This window comes from Streptomyces sp. NPDC059679 (assembly GCF_042734105.1).
Taxonomy (GTDB): domain Bacteria; phylum Actinomycetota; class Actinomycetes; order Streptomycetales; family Streptomycetaceae; genus Streptomyces.
Window position 1 is genome coordinate 47637 of sequence record NZ_JBHWES010000033.1, and the last position, 22671, is coordinate 70307.

A 22671-nucleotide genomic window follows, 5' to 3' on the forward strand; every position below is an offset into this window, starting at 1 on the left:
GTCGGATTCGGTCATGCGCCCCGTCCCAGGGGCCCGACGAAGTCTTGGAGCCGCCGTGCGCGTTGTCCTCGCCGAAGACCTCTTCCTCCTGCGGGACGGTCTGGTCCGGATGCTGGAGGCATACGACTTCGAGATCGCGGCGGCCGTGGACACCGGGCCCGATCTGACTCGCGCGCTGGCCGAGCTGAAGCCGGACGTCGCCGTCGTGGACGTACGGCTGCCGCCGTCGTTCACCGACGAAGGGCTGCAGTGCGCGCTGGCGGCGCGGCGGGCGCGGCCGGGGTTGCCGGTGTTGGTGTTGTCGCAGCATGTGGAGCAGCTGTACGCGCGGGAGCTGCTGGCCGATGGGAGCGGCGGGGTGGGGTATCTGCTCAAGGACCGGGTGTTCGACGCGGACCAGTTCATCGACGCGGTGCGACGGGTCGCGGCGGGCGGTACGGCGATGGATCCGCAGGTGATCTCGCAGCTGCTGACCCGGCGGTCGCAGGACAAGCCGATGGGGAACCTCACGCCGCGCGAGCGGGAGGTGATGGAGCTGATGGCGCAGGGGCGGTCCAACGCGGCCATCGCCGCGCAGCTGTTCGTCACCGAGCGGGCGGTCGCCAAGCACACGTCGAACATCTTCGGGAAGCTCGGACTGCCACCGTCCGACGATGACAACCGCCGGGTGCTGGCCGTGCTGGCCTATCTCGACCGGGGGCATGCCCAAAGCTGAAACCTGAGCTGAAAAGCGTGTCCATGGCCCCGCTTCACACGGCACAATCCCCGTCGTGGAGATCACCGCACGCGAACTCAACCGAGCCACGCTCAGCCGTCAGCTGCTCCTGCGACGCGAGTCGCTGGGCGCCCTCGACGCCGTACGCCGCATCGTCGCGCTGCAGGCGCAGCACGCCGGCTCGCCGTACGTCGCGCTGTGGAACCGGCTGACCGGATTCGCCCCGGCCGAGCTGGACGCCGCGTTCACCGGCCAGAAAGTCGTCAAGGCGACCTTGATGCGGATCACCCTGCACGCGGTCCACGCCGACGACTACCCGGTCTTCCGCGAGGCGATGCGGCCGACCCTCTACGCCTCCCGGCTCGGCTACCGCTTCGCCGCCGCCGGGCTCACGCCGGCCGATGCCGATGAACTCGTCCCGGAGCTGCTGGCGTTCGCCGAACAGCCGCGTACGACGGCCGAGTTCGACGCATGGCTCGAGGAGCGGCTGGGCCCCGAGAAGAAGACCGGCGCGTGGTGGGGGCTGCGGGCGTACGCGCCGCTGTGGCACGCGGCGACCGGTGGGCCGTGGTCCTTCGGGGTCCGGCCGTCGTACCGCGCCGCGCAGGCAGGTCCATTGCGCTCGGGGCGGGAGGCGGATCCAGACGCGCTGCAAAGGCTCCTGGTCCGCTATCTGGAGGGGTTCGGACCGGCTTCGGTCGCGGACATGGCGCAGTTCGCCATGGTCCAGCGGACGCCGATACGCCAGGCCCTGCGCGCGCTCGGTAACGCCGTCGAAGAACTCCAAGGGCCGGATAAAACCGCGCTGTTCGATCTCCCGGGCGCCCCGCGCCCCGCCGCGGACACCCCGGCGCCGCCCCGGCTGATGGCGATGTGGGACAGCGTCCTGCTCGCGTACGCCGACCGCAGCCGGGTGATCCCCCCGGACTACCGCCGGGAGGTGATCCGCGTCAACGGCGATGTGCTGCCGACGCTGCTGGTCGACGGCTATGTGGCCGGTGTGTGGCGGCCGGTCGAGGGTGGGATCGAGGCCATGGCCTTCCATGAGCTGTCTCCGGCGGCGTGGGACGGGCTCGCCGCGGAGGCCCGCTCGTTGCTGACGCTGCTGACCGACCGCGACCCCCGCCTCTACAGCCGTTACGACCACTGGTGGGCCAAGCTCTCCGGTGCCCACGTGCGCATACTGCCGGGCTAGGGGCCCGTACGGGTGGACACCCCGTACGCACCATTGCTGCCACCCCGTCACCCTCGTTAACGTGCCGCTCACATACCACCGTTGGCCCGGGCCGGGCGTCATTGGGGGCACCATGAGCGATCTGAGCAGACGTACGCTGATCGGAACCGCCGGAGCACTCGGCGTCGGGGCCGCCATGGGGAGCCAGTCCCCGGCGGCCGCCGAGGGAACGGAAAGCGCAGAGGACCACGCCGTGTTCGACACCGCGCCCGCGCGCGCCGCCCTCGAGCGGCTGCTGCCGGACCACGCCGAGCAGTTCCGCCTGGTGCCGTTGGAGGGCAAAGGCGGCGAGGAGCGATTCGAGGTCTCGGGGCGGCAGGGGCGGATCGAGGTGGCGGGGACCAGTCCGGCGGTGCTGCTCGCCGGGGTGCACTGGTACCTGAAGTACACCTGTCATGCCCTGATCACCTGGGCCGGAGACCAGCTCGACCTGCCCAAGTCGCTGCCCGCGCCCCGGGCCCGCATCGAGCAGTCGACCGCGCTCCCGCACCGCTTCGCCTTCAACGACACCCACGACGGCTACACCGCGCCGTTCGCCGGCTGGGACCACTGGGAGCACCTGATCGACGTCGCGGCCCTGCACGGCTGCAACGAACTGCTGGTCACCGCCGGGCAGGAGGCCGTCTACCACCTCCTCCTCAAGGACTTCGGCTACTCCGACGAGGAGGCGCGCGCCTGGCTGCCCGCACCCTCCCACCAGCCCTGGTGGCTGCTGCAGAACATGAGCGAATACGGCGGGCCGGTGAGCCCCGAGCTGCTGGACAAGCGCACCGCCTTAGGCCGGAAGATCGCCGACCGGCTGCGGGAGCTGGGCATGCGGCCGGTGTACCCCGGCTACTTCGGAACCGTCCCGGACGGCTTCGTGGACCGCAACCCGGGGGCGCGTACGGTCCCGCAGGGCACCTGGAACGGGCTCAAGCGCCCCGACTGGCTCGATCCGCGCACCGAGTCGTTCGGGCAGGTGGCCGCCGCGTTCTACCGCCACCAGCAGGAGCTGTTCGGCGAATGCGACCTGTTCAAGATGGACCTGCTGCACGAGGGCGGCGACCCCGGGGACGTCCCCGTGGCCGACGCCGCCCGCGCCGTGGAGACCGCCCTGCAGACCGCCCGGCCCGGCGCGACCTGGGTGATCCTCGGCTGGCAGGCCAACCCCCGGCGGGAGCTGCTGGACGCCGTGAACCACGACCACATGCTGGTGGTGGACGGCCTGTCGGACCTGGACTCGATCGGCGACCGGGAGCAGGACTGGGGCTCGGTGCCGTACGCCTTCGGCACCATCCCCAACTTCGGCGGCCGCACCACGATCGGCGCCAAGACCCATATCTGGGCGCGGCGGTTCACCCAGTGGCGCGACAAGCCGGGCAGCAAGCTGGTCGGCACCGCCTATATGGCGGAGGCGGTCGGGCGCGATCCGGCGGCGTTCGAGCTGTTCAGCGAGTTGGCGTGGCGGGATGCGGCAGTGGACCGCGAGGAGTGGTTCCGTACCTACGCGGACGTACGGCTGGGCGGGCGGGACGAGCGGGCCCGGGACGCGTACGCGGCGCTGCGCGACACCGCGTACCAGATCACCAGCTCCGACGGCCGCCCGCACGACTCGGTCTTCTCCGCCCGCCCCGATGTGACCGCGCGTTCCGGCACCAACTACGCCACCCGCATCCCCGCCTTCGACCTCGCGGACTTCGACTCCGCCTTCGCCGCGCTGCTGGACGTACGCCCGTCGCTGCGCGACTCCGACGCCTATCGCCACGATCTGACCGATATCGCCCGCCAGGCGCTCGCGGACCGTTCCTGGACGCTGATCCCGCATCTGCACGACGCGTACGAGCGCAAGGACCTGGATGCCTTCCGGACGCTGGCCCGGCTGTGGCTGAAGCTGATGCGGCTGAGCGACGATATGACCGGGGCGCACCGGGGCTTTCTGCTCGGTCCCTGGCTGGAGGACGCCAAGCGGCTGGCGTCCGGCGAGGCGGAGGCCGAGCGCTTCGAACACCTGGCGCGCACCCTCATCACCACCTGGGCCGACCGGGTCACCGCGGACACCGGGAAGCTCGCCAACTACGCGAACCGCGACTGGAACGGCCTGATCGGCGACTTCCACCTGCCGCAGTGGCAGAGCTACCTGGACGAGCTGGAGGACGCGCTCACCGAGGGGCGCGAACCGCGCGACTTCGACTGGTTCGCGGTCGAGGAACCCTGGACGCGCGAGCGCAAGAGCTACCCGGTGCGGCCCACGACGGACGCCCACCGCACGGGGCGCCGGGTGTACGAGGCGCTGGTCAAGGCCCCGTACCAGGGCACCGCCACCGTCTCCACCACCCCGTCGGGGGTGGAACCCGGGGGCACCGCCGACATCGCCGCGGCCCTGCGCAATATGAACGGGCTGCGCGCCACCGGCCGCGTCGACTTCGACCTGACCGTGACCGGCCTCGACCCGAAACCGCAGGGCGACACCTGGCTCCGCTCGATCCCGGCGGCCAGGACCGGCGAGGTCCACTGGCGGGCCACCGCCCCCGACGAGCCGCTTGAGAACCCGCTCAAGCCGCTGCCCTACAAGCTCGGCGTGGAGTTCGGGCCGCGCGGCGAGGACCGGGTGCGGCTGGTGCGCACCGGCACGCTGTGGGTGGCCGGGCCGCTGGACGCCGGCCTCAAGACGGTCACCAACAACGCGGCGGTCTTCGGTCAGTTGTCGGATCGCTTCGCGATCGACGGGGCGGGGCGGGACCTGTGGAAGGCGACGGCCGAGTTCGGGTCGGTGTACCGGGAGGGGGCGCTGGCGGTCGGCACCGCCGTCACGGTGAAGGTGGTCAGCCAGGCCGTGACGGGCGCGTGGGCGCGGGCGGGCATCATCGCCCGCGACAGCCTGGCGACGGCGGGCTCCCGGGGCTTTGTGAACCTGGCCGCCACCCCGTCCAGCGGCATCGTGCTGTCGTACGACTCGAACGGCGACGGCACGCTGGACGCGTACAAGCGGATCACCGGCGTCAAGGCGCCCGTGCTGCTGCGGCTGACGCGGGTGTCCGCCACCTCGTACAAGGGCGAGCTGTCGACCGACGACGGGACGACCTGGCGGACGGTGGGGACGGTGACGGCGCCGGGGGGCTCGGGCTCCGCGCAGGACGTCGGGATCTTCATGACTGCGACGCATGGGGGGAGCGTGGCGCGCGGGACGGCGGAGTTCAGCGGGTGGCGTGTGGGGTGACCGCGGGGGCCGCGGATGGCTGCGTGGCCTATCGGGTCACCGCGGGGCCCATCGGGTGACCTGGGGACTTCGGGTCACCCCGAGGGGCTTCAGGCGATCGCGTAGCCCCCACCGCTCCGGTGTGGCGCCCAGTGGCGCCACACCGGAGCGGTGACCATCCCATCCGGCGCTCGTTCACCAACCGTGGAGCAGCAGCAGGCGACAGCCAACCTCTCCGAATCCCCCACCCTCATCGACGTCGAGCAGGCCGAGGCCGCCATCGTCGAGCACTATCCGCGGCTGGTGCGGCTCGCGTATCTGGTGCTGCCACCCGGCGTGGGGCGCACACGCCGGGTGCTCGCGGCGCATGCCCTCGCCCAGCGCGCGCTCCCCCGCAACCGGGCGAACAGCGCGGGAACTCAGGCCAGTACCGGGCCGGGGCTGCCCGGGCAGCGCGGGTCTCAGGGCGGACCGGAGGGCGCGGCGGGCGACGGCGGGTACGCCTTCGTACGGCTGCGGGTGTTGCGCGGCGCGCTGCGGGCCGCGCGGCGGCGGCGTGGGCCGCTGGCGCCGGTGCTGCCCCGGGTGTGGGGGCTGCGGCTGGTCCCGCGCCCGGGCGGGGCCGATGAACTCGCCCTGGACAAGGCGCTGTCGGAGCTGTCAGGACCCGGCCGCGCCGCGTATGTGCTGCGCGAGCTGGAGGAGATGGACGACCCCGAGGTGCGCGAGGTACTGAAGGCCGCCGGGGTCGTCGATCCGCGGGGCGCGCTCATCGAGGCGGACGAGATGGACGGCCCGGCGGGCAGCCGGGACGGGGCGCTGCTGGAGTCCGCCGAGTTCGACGCCTGTTCGCTGCAGGCCCGGCCCACCGATCTGATGCGGCGACGCCAGCACGTACGGGCGGCCCTCGCCGCCGCCGCGGCGCTGGTGGTGTGCGGCACGCTGCTCGGGCTGCCCGGCGAGGGCTGGGGCCCCAGCGGCGCGGCGGCCCCCTCGTACGCGCGCAACCCGTCCTCGGAGCGGGCGCTCGACCCCGCCGAGCTGACCCGCGCCGAGCCCGGCGCATGGCGCACCGCCACCCGCGCCGACTTCTCGTCCTGGCCCGCGCGCGGCGACCGTACGGACGACACGCCGCTGCTGCGCCGGGCGCTGGCCGTCTGGGCGCGGCCGGGCCGCTCGGTGCATGTGTCGGCCACGCCCGGCACCCAGTCGGGCCCGCCGTCCGGACCGCCGCAGTTGCTGTACGCGGGCGAGGTGGACCAGGTGGCGGTGGTGCTGCTGTACGACGGGCTGCGGGTGGTGCGGTACGCGGAGAAGGGCCGGGGCGACGGCGGCGCGGTGGCGCTGGACTTCGCGCGGACCGACGCCGCCGACGCGGCCTCCTCGACCGCGCTGGTCGCCACCCGCGCGGACGGCAACGTCCGCTATCTGACGGCCCCTTGGGTGCGCCGCCCCTCCGTACGGGACCTGGTGCGGCCCGACGAGGCGCCGCGGCCGCTGCGGCTGGCCCCGGACGGGGTGACCGATCCGGTGCGGGCGGGCGGTGCGGGCCTGGTGCCCGGCTCGGGGCGGACGCCCGAGTGCGAGAGCTGGATGGCGCTGCGACTGGGCTCCCGGCTGGTGACGGACCTGGGCGAGATCGTCCCGGCCCGGCTGACGTACGGCGCCCCCGGCGGGTTCGGGCCGGGCGGCGGCCCGCTGGACGTGGCGGGCGCGGAGGCCCGGGCGGCCTGGGCGCACACCGGCTGCCGGCTGCCGCTGCTGCATTCGCGGGGCGTGCGCGAGGTCAACGCCTGGCGGTTCGCGGCCCAGCGGCTGCCTGAGGGCGGCGGTGCGGCGGACTGGGTGTGCACCCGCGCCGAGACCTGGCGGGGCGCGGGCGACCGGGTGCTGGCCCAGTTCCAGCCCCCGGCCAGGGACCCGGGCGCCCCGGCCGCCATCGTCGCGAGCGCGGACGGCTCCCCGGACTGCGGGCCGCGCGCGCCGCGGGTGCTGGCGGGCGCGCTGTGGAAGTCGCGTACCGGACGGTGGTATCTGCTGGCGGCGGGCAGCAGCCAGGTGACCGCCGTGGCGGCGCGCGGCGACGTGCGGGGCGCGGCGGCGGGACGGCTGCTGACGCTGCCCGCCGAGGCCGGCGACCAGGCGCGGCTGATCGGCCGGCTGATGGGCGGCGGGCGGCTGACGGCGCTGCGCTGACCTCGGCTCAGCTCAACTCGGTTCAGCTCGGTTCAGCGTGGTGAGGCCGCGCGCACCATCCGGAGCTGGCCGATCTCGGCGGCGTTCTTCATGAGCTCGGCGTTCACCCAGCCGAGCATGTGGGCGACGGTGTGCTGGGGGTCGTTTTGCCAGGGGAAGGGCGCGACGGCCTCCAGGTCGGCGTCGGTGAGTTTGTCCAGCGCCGCCAGCCAGTCCGTGCGCAGCCCGCGCAGCCACTCGACGGCCGCCGTGCCGTCGCCCGGCCAGCTGACCTCGGTCCGTTCGCGCGGCGTCCGGCCCTGCGCGTGGTCGAGGGTCACGCTCCACCACCAGCCGATGTGCCAGCTCAGCCAGGCGATCGTGGGGACGGGCACCGGATCGGGTTCGGTGTCCGCCCAGTCGGGCACCCAGGTCCCGTCGGGCTGCTGACGTACGGTCCAGCAGTGGGCGGCGGGCTCCCACAGGAAGTCCTCCGGCTCCAGCCGCTCCAGGTGGTACTCGAACAGGGACCAGGTCAGCTCGAACTGCCAGCGTGCCAGTTCACGTGGGGAGGTATGCACCCGGCGACCCTGGCATACCGTCGCCCCTGCCCGAAACCGATTTTCCGGGGCGAACGGGCCCGCGCCGCCACTCCTCATCCGCAGTACAGCGGAACTGATCCAGAGAACGTGTTTGAGCACTGGATTTCGGCTTGTCGCGTATGGAAGGCTCGCCAGCGTCCATGGAATTCCGAATATTGAATTGGGTACGGCAGGATATCTCGTGCGGATAACGACTTCGATCGCTGCCACCGCTGTAGCGGTGCTGGCACTCACCCTGACCGGCTGCGGAGGCGACGACGGCGACGGAAAGTCCGCGTTGCCGGCCAAGGACGACACGGGCACCAGCCAGTCCGAGAAAACGGGCAAGCCCTCGCCTTCCGGCACCAATGCGTCGGGCGACATGAAGTCCTCCAGCCCCACCCCCACCCCGAGCAGGACCCCCGCCAAGTCCACCCCGGTCCCCAGCCGCACCACCACCAGCGCCCCCACCAAGGCCCCGGTCCCGAGCCGTACGAGCGCCGCCCCGCCCACCACCCCCAGCAAGCTGGCGAGCGTCCAGGGCAATTGGTACTACCCGGTGCGGGACGCGAGCGGCAACGTGATCACCTTGAGGATCAGCGGCACGTCCATGTCCGCGAGCGGCAACAAGGGCACCTGCTCCGGGACCATCAACGCCTCCATGGCCGTCACCTTCTCCTGCCAGGGCGAGACCACGAACGGCACGGCCCAGCTCAGCAACGGCGGCCAGACCATCACCTTCAACTGGAGCAGCGGCAACCCCGACCGGTTCGTCCGCACCAAGCCCGCGTAACGGCGAAACGGCGAAGGAGCCGCACATCCGCCGATGTGCGGCTCCGACCAATACCGGGAACTCAGCCGCAGGACCGCGCGCCCACGTGCAGGGCCACCGCCGTGTTCGCGCCGAGGGTCGCGGTGAACTGTCCGGAGGAGTCGACCGTGACGCTCTTGCCGCTCTGCACATCGCAGTAGCCGCCCGCGGGCAGTGAGGTCTGGAAGGTCCGGGTCAGCGAGGTGCCCTCGTGGTTGATGGCGACGTACGCCGCCTCACCGCGCCCGAAGGCGATGGCGTTGTTGCCGTTGTCCCACCAGTTGGTGACGGCCGTGCCGCGCGCCGTATTGCGGAAGGCGACCATTTTGATGATCTCGGGCCATTTGTGCTGGCATTTCCAGCCGTCCTGCCAGCAGGCGTTCACCGTGCCTCCGTTCGGCGGCCCGGCGTCGTTGTCGGAGAACTCATAGCCGGAGTGGACGTCCGGGGAGCCGTACGGCCAGGCCAGCATGAAGACATTGGCGAGGGTGTAGTTGGCGTTGTCCTTATAGGACAGGGTGGAGCCATTGCGCTCGGTGTCCCAGTTGTCGACGAAGACACCGGATTTGCCCGAGGCCATATAGCCCCAGCCCTCGCCGAAATTGTTGAGGTAGGCCAGCTTCTCGCTGGTGAAGACGCGCTTGAGATCCCGGCCGTAGCGGAATTCCTGCACATCACCGTTGCCCAGGTATTCCGTCGGTGAGACGGCCTCGCCCGCGCCGTAGATGGCCTCCTGCTTCCAGTACACGTTCGGATTGCTCAGCTTGCTCTTGATCGCGGCCAGGTCCTCGGCCGCCATGTGCTTGGCGGCGTCGATCCGGAAGCCGTCGACGCCGAGCGAGAGCAGGTCGTTCAGATACTGGGCGATCCGGTCGCGCACATACGACTCGCCGGTGTCCAGGTCCGCCAGGCCCACCAGCTCGCAGTGCTGGACGTCTCCGCGGTCCTGGTAGTTGCTGATCTGGGCGGTGCAGTCGTCCATGTCCTGGGGCTGGTAGATGCCCGGGTAGGTGTACTTGGTGTACGAGGAGCCGCCGGTGCCGGTGCCGGACCCAGCTGACATGTGGTTGATGACGGCGTCGGCGACGACCTTCACGCCCGCCGCATGGCAGGTGTCGATCATGTTCTTGAAGGCGGTGCGGTCACCGAGCCGTCCGGCGATCTTGTAGCTGACGGGCTGGTACGAGGTCCACCACTGGCCGCCCTGGATGTGCTCGGTCGCCGGGGACACCTCGACATGGCCGTAACCGGCCGGTCCCAGCGTGTTGGTGCACTCCTTGGCCACCGAGGCGTAAGTCCACTCGAAGAGTTCGGCGGTGACGTCCTTGTCGCCGGGTGGCGCGGCCTGCGCCTGCCCCGGCAGGGCTATCAGCATTGCCGCGCCCGCCGCGAGGGCGAGGGCGGCCGCGAGGGGTCTGCTGGCCATCGTTCCTCCTGCTTCTGTGGGGGGAGTTGCGGAAGACGATCGAGGCTCGGTCGGTGAGGGTCAGGACTTGGTCGCCCCGGCGGTGAGCCCGGCGACCAGGTGACGCTGGGCCCAGGAGAACACCAGCGTCGCCGGGATGGCGATCAGGACGGCGGCCGCGGTCATGGAGCCCCAGTCCGAGGTGTACTGGTTGACGAAGGTCTGGAGCCCGGCGGAGAGGGTCAGGTTCTCCTCTCCCGTCATGAAGGCGGACGCGTACGCGACCTCGGCCCAGGCCGTGATGAAGGTGTAGAACGCGGTCACCGCCAGGCCCGGTTTGGCCAGCGGCACCACAAGACGCCAGAAGGTGCCGAACGGGTTGAGCCCGTCGACCCGGCCGGATTCGTCGATCTCCACCGGGATGGTGTCGAAGAAGCCCTTCATCATCCAGGCGCAGAACGGTACGGCGACGGTGAGATAGGTGACGATGAGGGCGATCGGCTGGTTGAGCCAGCCCAGCGTCGACATGATGTTGTACAGCGGGACGATGAGGATGGCCACCGGGAACATCTGGGTGATCAGCAGCAGCCACATCAGGGGGCGCATCCCGGGGAAGCGGAAGCGGCTGACGGCGTATCCGGTGGTGGCCGCCACGAACACGCCGAGCAGCGTGGTGATCAGCACGACGAACAGCGAGTTGCCGAACCAGGTGAGGAACTTCGTATCGGCGAGGACGTGGTGGTAGTTGTCCAGCGTCGGGCTCTTCACCACATCCGTGGAGAACGCCTCGCTCTTCGGCTTGAAGGAGGTCACCAGCAGCCACAGCGGCGGGAAGACCGCGACGGCGGAGGCGACGATGAGGGTCGCGTGCAGCCCGACCGAGGCCAGTGGGGAACGTCGTTGGTCGCGCATGGTCACCACACCTCTCCCTGCTTGCGGAGTGCGCGGCGGTAGACCGTCGCGAAGAGCATGAGGATCAGCAGGATGAGCACGCCCCATGCCGAGGCGCCCGCGAAGTCGCGCGGGCTGTTGACGAACGACAGCCGGTAGGCGTACGTCACCAGGACCTCGGTGCTGTCGCCCGGTCCGCCGCGGGTGAGCAGGAAGATCACCGGGAACATGTTGAAGGTCCAGATGGTCGACAGCAGCACCACCGTGGAGCTGACCGAGCGCAGCCCGGGCAGGGTGATGTGGCGGAACCGCTGCCAGGGCCCGGCCCCGTCCATCTCGGCGGCCTCGTACAGCTCACCGGGGATGGACTGCAGTCCGCCGAGCAGCGCGACCAGCATGAACGGCACCCCGAGCCAGATGTTCACGGCGATCACCGAGACCTTGGCCATGGTGGGGTCGTTCAGCCAGGGCACGGCGTCGATGCCGCCGCCGTCCAGGATCTTGTTGAGGATGCCGTTCCGCTCGTTGTAGAGCAGGCGCCAGGCGAAGACCGAGACGAAAGCGGGTACGGCCCACGGCAGGATCAGCAGCGACCGGTAGAGGGTGCGGCCGGCGAATCTGCGGTTGAGGATGACGGCCAGGCCGAGGCCGATGGCGAAGGTGAGGGCGACGCAGGCGGCGGTCCAGGTCACGGTCCAGACCAGCCGGTCCCAGAAGATCGGGTCCTTCAGGATCGCGGTGAAGTTGTCCAGGCCGACGAAGTCGTACGTGGCGGGGATGTGGTTCATCCCGATGTTGCGCTCGACGTTCGCCTCGTTGGCGTCGGTGAGCGACAGATAGATGCCGCGCGCCAGCGGATAGCCGATGATCAGGCCGATCACCAGCACGACGGGCGCGACCATGGCCCAGGCGTACCAGTGGCGGCCCAGCGCGTTGCGGATCCGGCCCGGGGGCCGCTTGTTCACCCCGCTCTTCTTGCCGGGCCTGCCGGGCTCGCCGGGCTTATGGGTTTCGGCGGCGGTCTCGCGGACCCGGCCGCGGGCGCCCTCCGCGCCCGCGGCCGATCCTGCCGACTGGCCGGTCTCGACAGCCATCGTCGCGGGTCCCTACTTCCAGTCGCCCTTGAGGAGCTTGCGGTACGCGGCGGCCACCGACTTGGCAGCCTGCTCGGGGGAGGTCCTGCCGGTCACCACGTTCGGGAACTCGACCAGGATCGCCTGGAAGAGGCTGTTGCCCTCGGGGATCCAGGGGCGTTCGACGGCCTTGTCCACGGCCGCCTTGAAGAACTTGACGTTGGCGTTGGCCGCGACCGCCTTGTTCGCGTAGACCGAGGTACGGGTCGGCAGCAGGCTCAGCTTCTCGGTGGTCTTGGCCTGGACCTCGGCTGAGCTCATGTACTTGACGAAGGCGTAGGAGGCGTCCAGGTTCTTGGACCCGGCGTAGACGGTGAGGTTCTGACCGCCCTGCGGGGCGCCCTGGGCCTTGCTGCCGGCCGGGACGGGGACCACGCCGAGGTTGGACTTGTCGTCCTTGAACGCCTTGCCGGCCAGGGTGTCCTCGATCGCCCACGGCCCGTTGATGGTCATCGCGACGTCGCCGTTCTTGATGGCGTTCTGCATGTTGTCCCAGCCGTCGGTGGCGTCGGTGATCGCCGCACCGGACTTGACCAGGTCGCGGGCGGTGGCGAAGGCCCTGACGCCGGGCTCCTCGTCGACGGTGATCTTCTTGGCGTCGGTGTCCAGCAGGTCGCCGCCCTCGCCGTAGATGAACGGCAGGTAGAAGTAGGCGTCGTCGCCGCGCAGGTAGAGGCCGGTCTTGCCGGTCTTCTGCTTGATCTTCTTCGCGGCGGCCTTGAGCTCGGTCCAGCTGGTCGGCGGCTCGACGCCGGCCTCCTTCAGCAGCTTCTTGTTGTAGAAGAGGCCGAGGGTGTCGATGACCTGCGGCACGGCGTACGTCTTGCCCTTGAACTTGGTGCCGGCGGCGGCCTTCGGCAGATAGTCCGACTCCTTGTCGAGGGCGGCGGTGCCGTCCAGCGGGGCCAGATAGCCGATGTTGGCGAGGTCCTGGGTCCAGGCGACCTCGGTGCGCAGCACGTCCGGGGCGCCGGAGCCGCCGCTGCCCGCCGCGTTCTTGAAGTTCTTCAGCGCATCGCCGAACGGCACGCTGACGTAGTTGACCTTGACCTTCGGGTACTTCTTGCTGAAGTCCTCGGCGAGCTTCTTGTACGTGCCCTTCTCGGCTTCGTTCGAGGTGTCCCAGTAGGTCACGGTGCCGGAGATCTCCCCGGCCGACTTGTTGCCCCCGCCGCTGCCGCCGTCATCACCGCCGCATGCGGTCGCCGCGAGCGCCATCGCCGCGACGAGCGCAGTGGCCGCTATGCCACGTCGCATCTGAACTCCTCCAAAGCCGGCCGCGCCATCGCGGCGCCGAGTTGCCGAGGAACGTAACAGGGATGCAAATCGATCGAAAGACCTTGCAGCAAAATTCTGAAAGCGACCGGGATCGTTACCCCCACGTGTCCCTCCGGTGGCCGCCCGGGCGGTTGACACACGCGCCGGAGTGCCCCGGCGAGCGCCCCCAGTCCGCCCCGGAGGCGCCTCGTAGCCGCCCCGGAGCCGCCCCGACAGGCGTTGCAAGCCCCTGCAAGCTCTTCCGCAAGGCATTGCAGAGCTGTTACGTTCACCGGCATGACCCAGGAGCTCACCACCTCCCCCCAGACCGAGACCGCGCAGCCGTCCGGCGGCCCCGACTGGTGGCGTGACGCCGTCATCTACCAGGTGTACGTGCGGTCCTTCGCCGACAGCGACGGCGACGGCATCGGGGATCTGCGCGGCGCCCGCGAGCGGCTGCCGCACCTGGCCCGACTGGGCGTGGACGCGGTCTGGCTGACCCCGTTCTTCGCCTCGCCGCAGGCGGACGGCGGCTACGACGTGGCCGACTACCGCGCCGTCGACCCGCTGTTCGGCACCCTCTCCGATGCCGACGACCTGGTGCGCACCGCCCATGAGCTGGGCCTGAAAGTAATTGTGGACATCGTTCCGAACCACACCTCCGATCGGCACGTGTGGTTCCAGGAGGCGCTCGCGGACCGACCTCGGGGGGCGGCCCGCGAGCGCTACCACTTCCAGCCGGGCCGGGGCGCGGACGGCGACCTGCCCCCCAACGACTGGGAGTCGGTCTTCGGCGGCCCCGCCTGGACCCGTACCACCGACCCCGACGGCACCCCCGGCGAGTGGTATCTGCACCTCTTCGCGCCCGAGCAGCCCGACCTCAACTGGGAGTGCCCCGAGGTCGCCGAGGAGTTCGCGTCCGTCCTGCGGTTCTGGCTGGACCTGGGCGTGGACGGCTTCCGCATCGATGTCGCGCACGGCATGGTCAAGGCCGCGGGTCTGCCCGATATCGGCCGCACCGAACAGGCCAAGCTGATCGGCGCGCAGGTGCTGCCGTTCTTCGACCAGGACGGAGTGCACGAGATCCACCGCTCCTGGCGGCGGCTGCTGGACTCGTACAGCCAGACCCACGACGGCCCGGCGCGCATCGGCGTCGCGGAGGCGTGGGCCCCCACCTCCGAGCGGCTGGCGCTGTACGTGCGCCCCGATGAGCTGCACCAGGCCTTCAACTTCCAGTTCCTCAGGTGCCCGTGGGACGCGGCCGCGATGCGCGAGGTGATCGACGACTCGCTGGCCGCGACCGCCTCCGTGGGCGCCCCCACCACCTGGGTTCTCTCCAACCACGACGTGGTCCGGCACCCCACCCGCTACGCCGAGGACAGCCCCGCCCAGGGCCTGCGGCGGGCCCGGGCCGCCGCCCTGCTGATGCTGGCGCTGCCCGGTTCGACGTATATCTACCAGGGCGAGGAACTGGGGCTTCCGGAGGTCACGGACCTGCCGGACGACTGCCGCCAGGACCCGGCCTTCTTCCGCACCTTCCACGAGAGCGGCCAGGACGGCTTCCGGGACGGCTGCCGGGTGCCCATCCCCTGGTCGCGCGGCGGGGAGTCGTACGGCTTCGGCCCCGGCGGCAGCTGGCTGCCGCAGCCCGCGGGCTGGCCGGATCTGTCGGTCGAGGCCCAGACCGGCGACCCGGACTCCACGCTGGAGCTGTACCGCGCGGCGCTCGCGGTGCGCAAGGAGGTGCCCGGCCTCGGCGACACCCCGATGGAGTGGCTGGACGCACCCGAGGGGGTGCTCGCGCTGTCCCGCCCGGGGTTCGTATGCACCATCAACACCCTCGCGGAGGGGGTGGAACTGCCCGTTCCAGGGCGTGCGCTGCTGTCCTCGGCCCCGCTGGAGTACGGGGCGGGCACGGTGCGCATTCCCGCCGATTCCTGCGCGTGGTGGGCAATCTGCCATGCGACCGGTACAGTCCAGCCCCATGACCGCACGACTCGCTGACATCGCGGCCCAGGCGGGGGTCAGCGAAGCCACGGTCAGCCGCGTTCTGAACGGCAAGCCCGGCGTGGCGGCGGCCACCCGCGAATCCGTCCTGGCCGCGCTCGACGTGCTCGGGTACGAGCGGCCGGTGCGGCTGCGGCAGCGCAGCGCGGGGCTGGTGGGCCTGATCACCCCCGAGCTGGAGAACCCGATCTTCCCCGCGCTCGCCCAGGTGATCGGGCAGGCGCTGACCCGCCAGGGCTACACCCCGGTGCTGGCCACCCAGACCCCGGGCGGTTCGACGGAGGACGAGCTGACCGAGATGCTGGTGGACCGCGGGGTGGCGGGGATCATCTTCGTCTCCGGGCTGCACGCGGACACCAGCGCCGATATGCAGCGCTACGACCAACTGCACGGCCAGGGCGTGCCGTTCGTCCTGGTCGACGGCTACTCCCCCAAGGTGCGGGCGACCTTCATCTCGCCCGACGACCGGGCGGCGATGCTGCTGGCGGTGACCCATCTGGCCTCGCTCGGCCACACCCGGATCGGGCTGGCGCTCGGCCCCAAGCGGTTCGTGCCCGTACTGCGGAAGATCGAGGGTTTCCAGCGCGCGATGCACGAACAGCTGGGGGTCGCGCCCGAGAAGTCCGAAGAGCTGATCCAGCATTCGCTCTACACGCTGGAGGGCGGCCAGGCGGCGGCCGGCGCGCTGATCGAACGCGGCTGCACGGCGGTGGTCTGCGCAAGCGACATGATGGCGCTCGGCGCCATACGGGCGGCCCGGCAGCAGGGCCTGGCCGTACCGCGGGACATCTCGGTGGTCGGCTTCGACGACTCGACGCTGATCGCCTTCACGGACCCGCCGCTGACCACCATCCGCAAGCCCGTGCAGTCGATGGGCCAGGCCGCGGTGCGGGCCCTGCTGGAGGAGATCGGCGGCACCCCGGCCCCGCCCAGCGAATTCGTCTTCCTCCCGGAGCTGGTGGTCCGCGGCTCCACGGCCTCGGCCCACGGGGCGGGGGCCCGGGGCGGCGGAACGTAGGCGGGGCACGGGCGGGACATGGGCGGGGCATGGGCGCGGGACATAACCGGGCGTACGGCGGACTACGCCACATGCGGGGCGGACCGGAGTAGGACATAAGGCGTCAAGACCGGCCCGAAGGGCGATCTGCCGCTGGGCCGCTTCTGGCAGACTGTTGCCCTATGGGTGAAACGACTGTGAGGACTCTGGCAAGCCGGACGGCCACTCCGTCACCCATCGAGGGGAGCCAAGCGGGTGCCGGTACGCGCCCAGCGCCACCCCAAAGGCTCCTGGACCGGCTCCGCACCCCCCGCAGACCCCGGCTCTGGTTCGAGATCGTCCTCGTCGCCGTCAGCTACTGGACGTACTCCCTGATCCGCAACGCCGTCCCGGAGCAGCGACATGAGGCGCTGCGCAACGCCGACTGGATCTGGGAGTGGGAGCACCAACTCGGCATGGCCTTCGAGTACGACGTCAACCACGCGATCGACTCGGTCGACTGGCTGATCGTAGGAATGAACTACTACTACGCCACGCTGCACTTCATCGTCACCCTCGGCGTGCTGCTGTGGCTCTACCGCTGGCACCCCGGCCGGTACGCCGCCACCCGGCTGGTGCTCTTCGCGACCACCGGCGTGGCGCTGCTGGGCTACTACTTCTTCCCGCTGGCCCCGCCCCGGCTGATGGCCGGGGGCCACTTCATCGACACCGTCGTGGCGCACGACACCTGGGGGTCGATGGCCTCGGGGAACCTGGCCAATATGTCGAACCAGTACGCGGCGATGCCGTCGATGCACATCGGCTGGTCGCTGTGGTGCGGCGTCACCATCGCCGTACTGGCCCGCCCGGTGTGGGTGAAGGCGCTGGGGCTGCTGTACCCGGCGGCCACGCTGGTGGTGATCGTGGCGACGGCCAACCACTTCTGGCTGGACGCCGTCGGCGGCGTCATCTGCCTGTCGTTCGGCTTCACCCTGTCGCGGCTGTGGTACGGCAGGCTCCCCTACCGGCTGCCGCGGTATGTGGCGGAGGGAAGCGTGGCTGTCAAGGCGGCTTGATCGCACCCGCCCGAGCCGCCATTCTGGCTCCGAATTCAGGGGCTCGATCACCGGCTCGACCATCGCGCGGGGGCGGCGGTCCGCGTCGCGCGCATCCCCGCGCACGTACCTGTGCGCACTGCCGCGGGCCCGAGGACACAGGACATGAAAGGGACACCGGCACGTGCACACCGCTGACGCCACGCCGGCACCGGCCACCGCACTCAGGCTGCCACGGCCCCGCTCGGGCTCCGCGCCCCTCCCGGACTCCACCGACCTCCCGGACACCGACGGGTCATGCTTCCGGCTGGTGGCCACCGACCTCGACGGCACGCTGCTGCGCACCGACCTGACCGTCTCGGCCCGTACCCGCGCGGCGCTCGCCCTCGCGGACCGCGCCGGGGCGCGCCATCTGGTCGTCACCGGCCGGCCGGCCACCTCCTGCCGGGAGTTCCTGGTCGCCATCGGCTATCAGGGGCTCGCGGTATGCGGTCAGGGCGCGCAGTTGTACGACGCCTCGGCGGACCGGCTGCTGGTCTCCGCGGCGCTGGACCTGGACCTGGCGCGGGCGGTGGTCAAGCGCACCGAGGAGGAGTTGGGCGGGCGCCCGCTGGAGCTGGCGGTGGTCACCGCCGCGCCCGAGAACCGCTTCGTGATCACGCCGCGCTTCACCGACCGGATGCGCCCCGACTGGGGGCTCGTGGGCAGCCGGGAGGAGCTGTGGGCACAGCCGATCGAGAAGGTACTGATGCGCCATCGCGAGCTGCCCGACGCCCGGGTCGCGGCGGCCGCGGCGCTGGCGGGCGGGGACGAGGTGTCGGTGACGCACTCCGAGAAGGGCATGATCGAGGTGCTGCCGGCGGGGGTGGACAAGGCCGTGGGGCTGGGGCGGGCGGCGGAGCGTATGGGCTTCGCGCCCGAGGACACGATCGCCTTCGGCGATATGCCGAACGACATCCCGATGCTGGAGTGGGCCGGGTACGGGGTGGCGATGGGCAACGCGCACCCGGGCCTGATCGCCGTCGCGGACGAGGTGGCTCCGGACCATGACGAGGACGGGGTGGCGGCGGTCCTGGAGCGCCTGTACGGCCGCCCCTGACCGAGCCTCTTGACCTATCATCCACAACTAAACAGAATTTCTAAAGTGCACCCTGAACCCAGCCACCCCGAACCTGAACCCCACTACCTGGACGAGCGATCCGGCGCCCGCTACCCGCTCACCGACCCGCGCTGGTGCGGCGACGACGGCGCCCCGCTGACCGTCTCGCCCCTGCCCGGCATCACCCGCGAGGACGTGGACACCGGCACCCGTTCGCTGTGGCGCTACCGGGCGGCCCTGCCCGTGGACATCGCCGCCCCGGTGTCGCTCGGCGAGGGCTGCACCCCGCTGGTCGAGAAGGTCTGGGGCGAGGTCCCGGTCCGCTTCAAGCTGGAGTGGTTCAGCCCCACCGGCAGCTTCAAGGACCGCGGCACCAGCGTGATGATCTCCCTGCTGGCGCAGCGGGGCGTGCCGGAGGTCATCGAGGACAGCTCCGGCAACGGCGGCTCCTCCGTCGCGGCGTACTGCGCGGCCGCCGGCATCCGGGCCACGATCCTCGCCCCCGAAGCCACCTCCCCCGCCAAGGTGCTCCAGAGCCGCGCGTACGGGGCGCGGGTCGAGCTCGTCCCGGGCGACCGGGACGCCACCGCAGCGGAGGCGCTGCGCCGGTCGGAGCGCACGTACTACGCGAGCCACAACTGGCACCCGTTCTTCCTCCAGGGCACCAAGACCCTCGCGTACGAGCTGTGGGAGGACCTGGGCTTTGCGGCCCCGGACAATGTCATCACCGTGGCCGGCGCCGGCTCCACCGTCCTGGGCTGCGACATCGGCTTCTCCGAGCTGCTGGCCTCCGGCCAGATCCGGCGCCGCCCCCGGCTGCTCGTCGCCCAGCCCGCCAACTGCGCCCCCATCCACGCGGCGTTCCACGACCGGGCCGCCGCGCCCTTCGCCCCCACCGTCGCCGAGGGCACCGCCATCCGCGAGCCCATCCGGCTGCCGGAGGTCGTCCAGGCCGTCCGCCGCTCGGACGGCGACATGGCGGCCATCCCCGAGGACGACATCGCCACCGCGGTCCGCCGCCTGGCCGCCATGGGCCTGTACGCGGAGCCGACCAGCGCGACCGCGGCCGCCGCGATCGACGTCTTCCGCGCCCGGGGCGCGATCCGCCGGGGCGAGACGACCGTCGTACTGCTGACGGGCTCGGGGCTCAAGGCGGCGACCGCGATGAACGCCCTCTTCACCGATCAAGGCTTCGCCGATCAGGGAGGCAGACCATGACCGCCGAGGACGACCTGCTGCTGCGCGAGGCCGAGAAGATCGTCGTCGCCATCGGCCGGATGTTCCCGGGCCTGTGCGAGGTCGTGCTGCACGATCTGCGCGACCCCGAACACGCCATCCGGGCCATAGAGAGCAATCTCTCCGGCCGCTCCGTCGGCGACCCCGCCACCGAACTCGGCATCGCCCGTATCCAGGACCCCGGCTTCCCGGACATCGTCCAGAACTACCCCAACCGCTTCCCCGACGGCCGCCCGGCCAAAAGCACCTCGATCGGCATCAAGAACAGCGCGGGCGAATACATCGCCGCCATCTGCCTCAACCTCGACGTCTCGCTGTTCGCCAGCGTCGCGCGCAGCCTCAACAACCTGGTCAGGACCGACGACCAGGAACAGCCCCTCACCGAAACCCTGCGCGCCCGCACCGCCGACGAACTCCGCACCGTCATCGAGGAATTCGCCGCGGCCCGCGGTCACACGGCGCGCAGCCTCGGATCCGCCGCGAAGAAAGAGCTCGTACGCTCTCTCAAGACCCGCGGCTTTCTTCAGGTCAAGCACTCCGTGCAGGTGGTGACGGAGCTGCTGGGGGTGTCCAGGGCGACGGTCTACAACTACCTGCGCTCAGCCGGCTAGACCCGCCCGGTGTGGGTTGTCGACCAGCGCATTCCGCCGACCACATGCTCGAGATGGGCCGGGTGGCCCACCGTGAACGTAAAGTCGCTGCAGGGAAGCTCCTCGAAGGGGCGGGTGCCTATGAGCATCCATGTCCGCCAGTCCGACAGATCGGCCTCGCCCTCCAGAGTGGCGATATCGTCGAGGTCTCCCTCTCCCCATGGCTCGTCCGGGTGTTCCAGCGCCGCGACCTCACTCCACAGGGGGACATTACGGATCGGGCCCGTCTCGTAGGAGGTCACGATCTCGAAGGCCCGGCAGGAGAACTCGACGGGGTCGCTCTCCGTCAAGACATAGTGAGAAATGCCGTCATACCCGGACCCACCCCCCAGTTCCTCTCCGTACACGGCTTTCGCCGTACGCCGGGGAATGAGCACGCTTATGCCGTCGTCCGCGAGCAGATATCCGTCGTCGGTGACCCGTATCTTCTTGCCGCGGATGGCGTCGTAGAGCTCGCGGAACTCATCCTTCATCCGCATACCGGCCACGATCTCCATGCCCCGCTCCGTGGAATACGGATACCGGTCCGGGCGGCTGGGCATGCCGTCGCCGTCCCTCAGGAACCCGTTCGACAGCAGGAACCACGCGTCCACCAGCAGGGCCAGCGGGAAAGGCGGCCCCTTGGGGACGAAGGCGGCATCGGGGTTGATGATGTGCAGCCTCCCGCGCACGGTGCATTCCTCGACACTGTCGATGGACACGGCGAACAGATCGGTCACGATGGGCGCCCTTTCCCCTGGAAGGCGATGGCCGGCGACGGTTGCCGCAGCGCCATGACGGTAACTACTCGCTCTGACAACGGCTTACGACCCGCACCGCGGTGACCGCCTCGGCGGCAACTCACACCGGCCCCGGCAGGTCCATCGACGCGAGCCTGGCCGAATCGATCACGACCGCGATACGGGCGATCCGGCCCTCGACGACGGTGAACGCCATGACCGAGAGCGGGGTGCCGTCCTCGTGCCAGGACACGATCCCGGGCTCCCCGTTGACGAGCGCCGCCCGCCCCCGCGGGGCCGTACCGGCGGACAGCCGCGCCCTGGCGGCGACCTGGGTGGCCCCGAGGACGACGGCCACACCATCGGGGGTTTCGACGGTCAGCCTCACCTCGGGGTCGAGTACGCGCAGCAGCCCCTCGAAGTCGCCGTGGCGGGCCGCCGTCAGGAAGGCCTGGACCACCGCTCGCTGCTCCCGCCCTCCGGATATCGGCCGCTGGGCTGTGTGTACTTTCCGACGGGCGCGGCTGGCGAGCATCTTGGTGGCGGCGGTGGACTTGCCGAGGATCTGACTGATCTCGTCGAACGGCACCGCGAACAGGTCATGCAGTACGAACGCCAGCCGCTCGCTCGGCCCGAGTGAATCCAGGACGACCAGAAGCGCGAGCCCGACCGAGTCGGCGAGCGCCACATCGTCCTCCGGCGCGGGTCCGTCATCGACCGTCACCACGAGCTCGGGCAGCCGGTCGTCGTAGGACGCCGCGGGGTGGGCCTGACGCGAACGCAGGACATCGAGGCTGATCCGTCCGACCACCGTGGTCAGCCAGCCGGCGAGGTTGTGGATGGTCGCCGTGTCCTGGCGGGAGAGCCGCAGCCAAGCCTCCTGTACCGCGTCCTCGGCGTCGGCATGCGATCCCAGCATGCGGTAGGCGACCGCGCGCAACCGGCCGCGCTGGGCCTCGAACGCCTTGGCCACCGGGTCCGTCGGGCTGGTGTCGGGCATGTTGTTACCTTCCTCGGATCCGCTCCGTCATGGGGATGACGTGCCCGAACGGGCACAGGTAACCGATGAAGGAGCGAGATCGATGGAAGCACGCATGAAGGGCCCGGTGAACGCCGATGTCCTCACCGGGATCCAACACCTCATGAAGGCGATTCACGGCTCCGGCGCCGACCCGCTCGTACTCGAACTGGTCCATCTGCGCGCCAGCCAGATCAACGGCTGCAGCCCGTGCGTCTTCGCCGGGGTCGAGTCGGCCAAGAAGTACGGAGAGACCGATGAGCGGCTGCACAACGTGGTCACATGGCGCGAGACGCCTTTCTTCACCGAGAAGGAACGGGCACCGCTCGCCCTGACCGAAGCCGCCACTCGGATCCAGGACGGCGCGCCGGGGGTGACCGACGAGATCTGGGACGCCGCCGCCGACCACTTCGACGAGAAGCAGTTGTCCGCGATCATCATGAACATCGCGATGACCAACTTCTTCAACCGGATCAACCACACGATCCGCGAGCAGGCCGGCAAGACCTGGTGAGTTGAGCGGGGCGCCCC

At 70.7% G+C, this 22671-nt stretch carries 18 protein-coding genes and 1 pseudogene; 12 read left to right on the forward strand and 7 right to left on the reverse strand.

The window, feature by feature from the left end:
* The first annotated feature begins 55 nt into the window (after positions 1–55).
* The 4 genes from ACFV2X_RS30585 (at position 56) to ACFV2X_RS30600 (ending at position 7323) form a co-directional block, all read left to right on the forward strand.
* Positions 56–715, forward strand: a complete 660-nt coding sequence (locus tag ACFV2X_RS30585; protein WP_089506261.1) for a response regulator transcription factor — start codon at positions 56–58, stop codon at positions 713–715.
* Between the two features lie 55 nt (positions 716–770).
* On the forward strand, positions 771–1910 hold the full coding sequence (locus ACFV2X_RS30590; protein ID WP_385622532.1) for a winged helix DNA-binding domain-containing protein: 1140 nt from the start codon (positions 771–773) through the stop codon (positions 1908–1910).
* Positions 1911–2022: 112 nt separating this feature from the next.
* On the forward strand, positions 2023–5148 hold the full coding sequence (locus tag ACFV2X_RS30595) for an alpha-N-acetylglucosaminidase (protein ID WP_385622534.1): 3126 nt from the start codon (positions 2023–2025) through the stop codon (positions 5146–5148).
* A 183-nt stretch (positions 5149–5331) separates the two neighbouring features.
* Complete coding sequence (locus tag ACFV2X_RS30600) at positions 5332–7323, forward strand: hypothetical protein (RefSeq protein WP_385622687.1); 1992 nt, start codon at positions 5332–5334, stop codon at positions 7321–7323.
* Positions 7324–7355: 32 nt separating this feature from the next.
* Here ACFV2X_RS30600 and ACFV2X_RS30605 read toward each other — a convergent pair whose 3' ends face one another.
* Positions 7356–7883 (reverse strand): DinB family protein, encoded by a 528-nt coding sequence (locus ACFV2X_RS30605; protein ID WP_385622536.1) that lies wholly within the window; start codon positions 7881–7883, stop codon positions 7356–7358.
* Positions 7884–8085: 202 nt separating this feature from the next.
* Between ACFV2X_RS30605 and ACFV2X_RS30610 the strand changes: the two genes are divergently transcribed.
* Positions 8086–8676 (forward strand): hypothetical protein, encoded by a 591-nt coding sequence (locus ACFV2X_RS30610; protein ID WP_385622538.1) that lies wholly within the window; start codon positions 8086–8088, stop codon positions 8674–8676.
* 64 nt (positions 8677–8740) lie between these two features.
* Here the strand turns inward: ACFV2X_RS30610 and ACFV2X_RS30615 are convergent.
* From ACFV2X_RS30615 to ACFV2X_RS30630, 4 genes and pseudogenes are all read right to left on the reverse strand, one after another.
* Positions 8741–10120 (reverse strand): annotated as a pseudogene (locus tag ACFV2X_RS30615) (alpha-amylase family protein); the annotation flags it as partial.
* Between the two features lie 60 nt (positions 10121–10180).
* Positions 10181–11011, reverse strand: coding sequence for a sugar ABC transporter permease (locus ACFV2X_RS30620; RefSeq protein WP_179285041.1), 831 nt, complete (start codon positions 11009–11011; stop codon positions 10181–10183).
* A gap of 2 nt (positions 11012–11013) precedes the next feature.
* On the reverse strand, positions 11014–12084 hold the full coding sequence (locus ACFV2X_RS30625) for a carbohydrate ABC transporter permease (RefSeq protein WP_385622541.1): 1071 nt from the start codon (positions 12082–12084) through the stop codon (positions 11014–11016).
* Between the two features lie 12 nt (positions 12085–12096).
* Positions 12097–13380, reverse strand: coding sequence for an extracellular solute-binding protein (locus tag ACFV2X_RS30630; protein WP_385622543.1), 1284 nt, complete (start codon positions 13378–13380; stop codon positions 12097–12099).
* 297 nt (positions 13381–13677) lie between these two features.
* On the opposite strand from ACFV2X_RS30630, the gene ACFV2X_RS30635 reads away from it, so the two are divergent.
* From ACFV2X_RS30635 to ACFV2X_RS30660, 6 genes are all read left to right on the forward strand, one after another.
* Complete coding sequence (locus tag ACFV2X_RS30635) at positions 13678–15384, forward strand: glycoside hydrolase family 13 protein (RefSeq protein WP_385622545.1); 1707 nt, start codon at positions 13678–13680, stop codon at positions 15382–15384.
* Positions 15365–16405 (forward strand): LacI family DNA-binding transcriptional regulator, encoded by a 1041-nt coding sequence (locus ACFV2X_RS30640; RefSeq protein WP_385622548.1) that lies wholly within the window; start codon positions 15365–15367, stop codon positions 16403–16405. Before ACFV2X_RS30635 ends, ACFV2X_RS30640 begins: the two co-directional genes overlap by 20 nt.
* 161 nt (positions 16406–16566) lie before the next feature.
* Positions 16567–17439, forward strand: a complete 873-nt coding sequence (locus ACFV2X_RS30645) for a phosphatase PAP2 family protein (protein WP_385622551.1) — start codon at positions 16567–16569, stop codon at positions 17437–17439.
* A gap of 163 nt (positions 17440–17602) precedes the next feature.
* The gene (locus ACFV2X_RS30650) at positions 17603–18517 is read left to right on the forward strand and encodes an HAD family hydrolase (protein WP_385622553.1); all 915 of its coding nucleotides are present in this window, start codon (positions 17603–17605) and stop codon (positions 18515–18517) included.
* Between the two features lie 87 nt (positions 18518–18604).
* Complete coding sequence (locus ACFV2X_RS30655) at positions 18605–19735, forward strand: pyridoxal-phosphate dependent enzyme (protein WP_385622690.1); 1131 nt, start codon at positions 18605–18607, stop codon at positions 19733–19735.
* Positions 19732–20364, forward strand: a complete 633-nt coding sequence (locus ACFV2X_RS30660; protein ID WP_385622556.1) for a transcriptional regulator — start codon at positions 19732–19734, stop codon at positions 20362–20364. The genes ACFV2X_RS30655 and ACFV2X_RS30660 overlap by 4 nt, the downstream gene beginning before the upstream one ends.
* Here ACFV2X_RS30660 and ACFV2X_RS30665 read toward each other — a convergent pair.
* Both ACFV2X_RS30665 and ACFV2X_RS30670 read right to left on the reverse strand, forming a co-directional pair.
* Positions 20361–21122 (reverse strand): hypothetical protein, encoded by a 762-nt coding sequence (locus ACFV2X_RS30665; protein ID WP_385622559.1) that lies wholly within the window; start codon positions 21120–21122, stop codon positions 20361–20363. The genes ACFV2X_RS30660 and ACFV2X_RS30665 overlap by 4 nt on opposite strands.
* Before the next feature lie 121 nt (positions 21123–21243).
* The gene (locus ACFV2X_RS30670; protein ID WP_385622561.1) at positions 21244–22122 is read right to left on the reverse strand and encodes a sigma-70 family RNA polymerase sigma factor; all 879 of its coding nucleotides are present in this window, start codon (positions 22120–22122) and stop codon (positions 21244–21246) included.
* 82 nt (positions 22123–22204) lie between these two features.
* Between ACFV2X_RS30670 and ACFV2X_RS30675 the strand changes: the two genes are divergently transcribed.
* Entirely contained in the window at positions 22205–22654 is a 450-nt protein-coding gene (locus ACFV2X_RS30675) for a carboxymuconolactone decarboxylase family protein (protein WP_385622564.1), read from the forward strand.
* Positions 22655–22671: the final 17 nt, after the last annotated feature.

Coding starts and splice junctions, on each gene's coding strand:
- ACFV2X_RS30595 (WP_385622534.1), top strand. CDS start 2,023: ATGAGCGATCTGAGCAGACGTACGCTGATCGGAACCGCCGGAGCACTC.
- ACFV2X_RS30620 (WP_179285041.1), bottom strand. CDS start 11,011: ATGCGCGACCAACGACGTTCCCCACTGGCCTCGGTCGGGCTGCACGCG.
- ACFV2X_RS30625 (WP_385622541.1), bottom strand. CDS start 12,084: ATGGCTGTCGAGACCGGCCAGTCGGCAGGATCGGCCGCGGGCGCGGAG.
- ACFV2X_RS30630 (WP_385622543.1), bottom strand. CDS start 13,380: ATGCGACGTGGCATAGCGGCCACTGCGCTCGTCGCGGCGATGGCGCTC.
- ACFV2X_RS30635 (WP_385622545.1), top strand. CDS start 13,678: ATGACCCAGGAGCTCACCACCTCCCCCCAGACCGAGACCGCGCAGCCG.
- ACFV2X_RS30640 (WP_385622548.1), top strand. CDS start 15,365: ATGACCGCACGACTCGCTGACATCGCGGCCCAGGCGGGGGTCAGCGAA.
- ACFV2X_RS30645 (WP_385622551.1), top strand. CDS start 16,567: ATGGGTGAAACGACTGTGAGGACTCTGGCAAGCCGGACGGCCACTCCG.
- ACFV2X_RS30660 (WP_385622556.1), top strand. CDS start 19,732: ATGACCGCCGAGGACGACCTGCTGCTGCGCGAGGCCGAGAAGATCGTC.
- ACFV2X_RS30670 (WP_385622561.1), bottom strand. CDS start 22,122: ATGCCCGACACCAGCCCGACGGACCCGGTGGCCAAGGCGTTCGAGGCC.
- ACFV2X_RS30675 (WP_385622564.1), top strand. CDS start 22,205: ATGGAAGCACGCATGAAGGGCCCGGTGAACGCCGATGTCCTCACCGGG.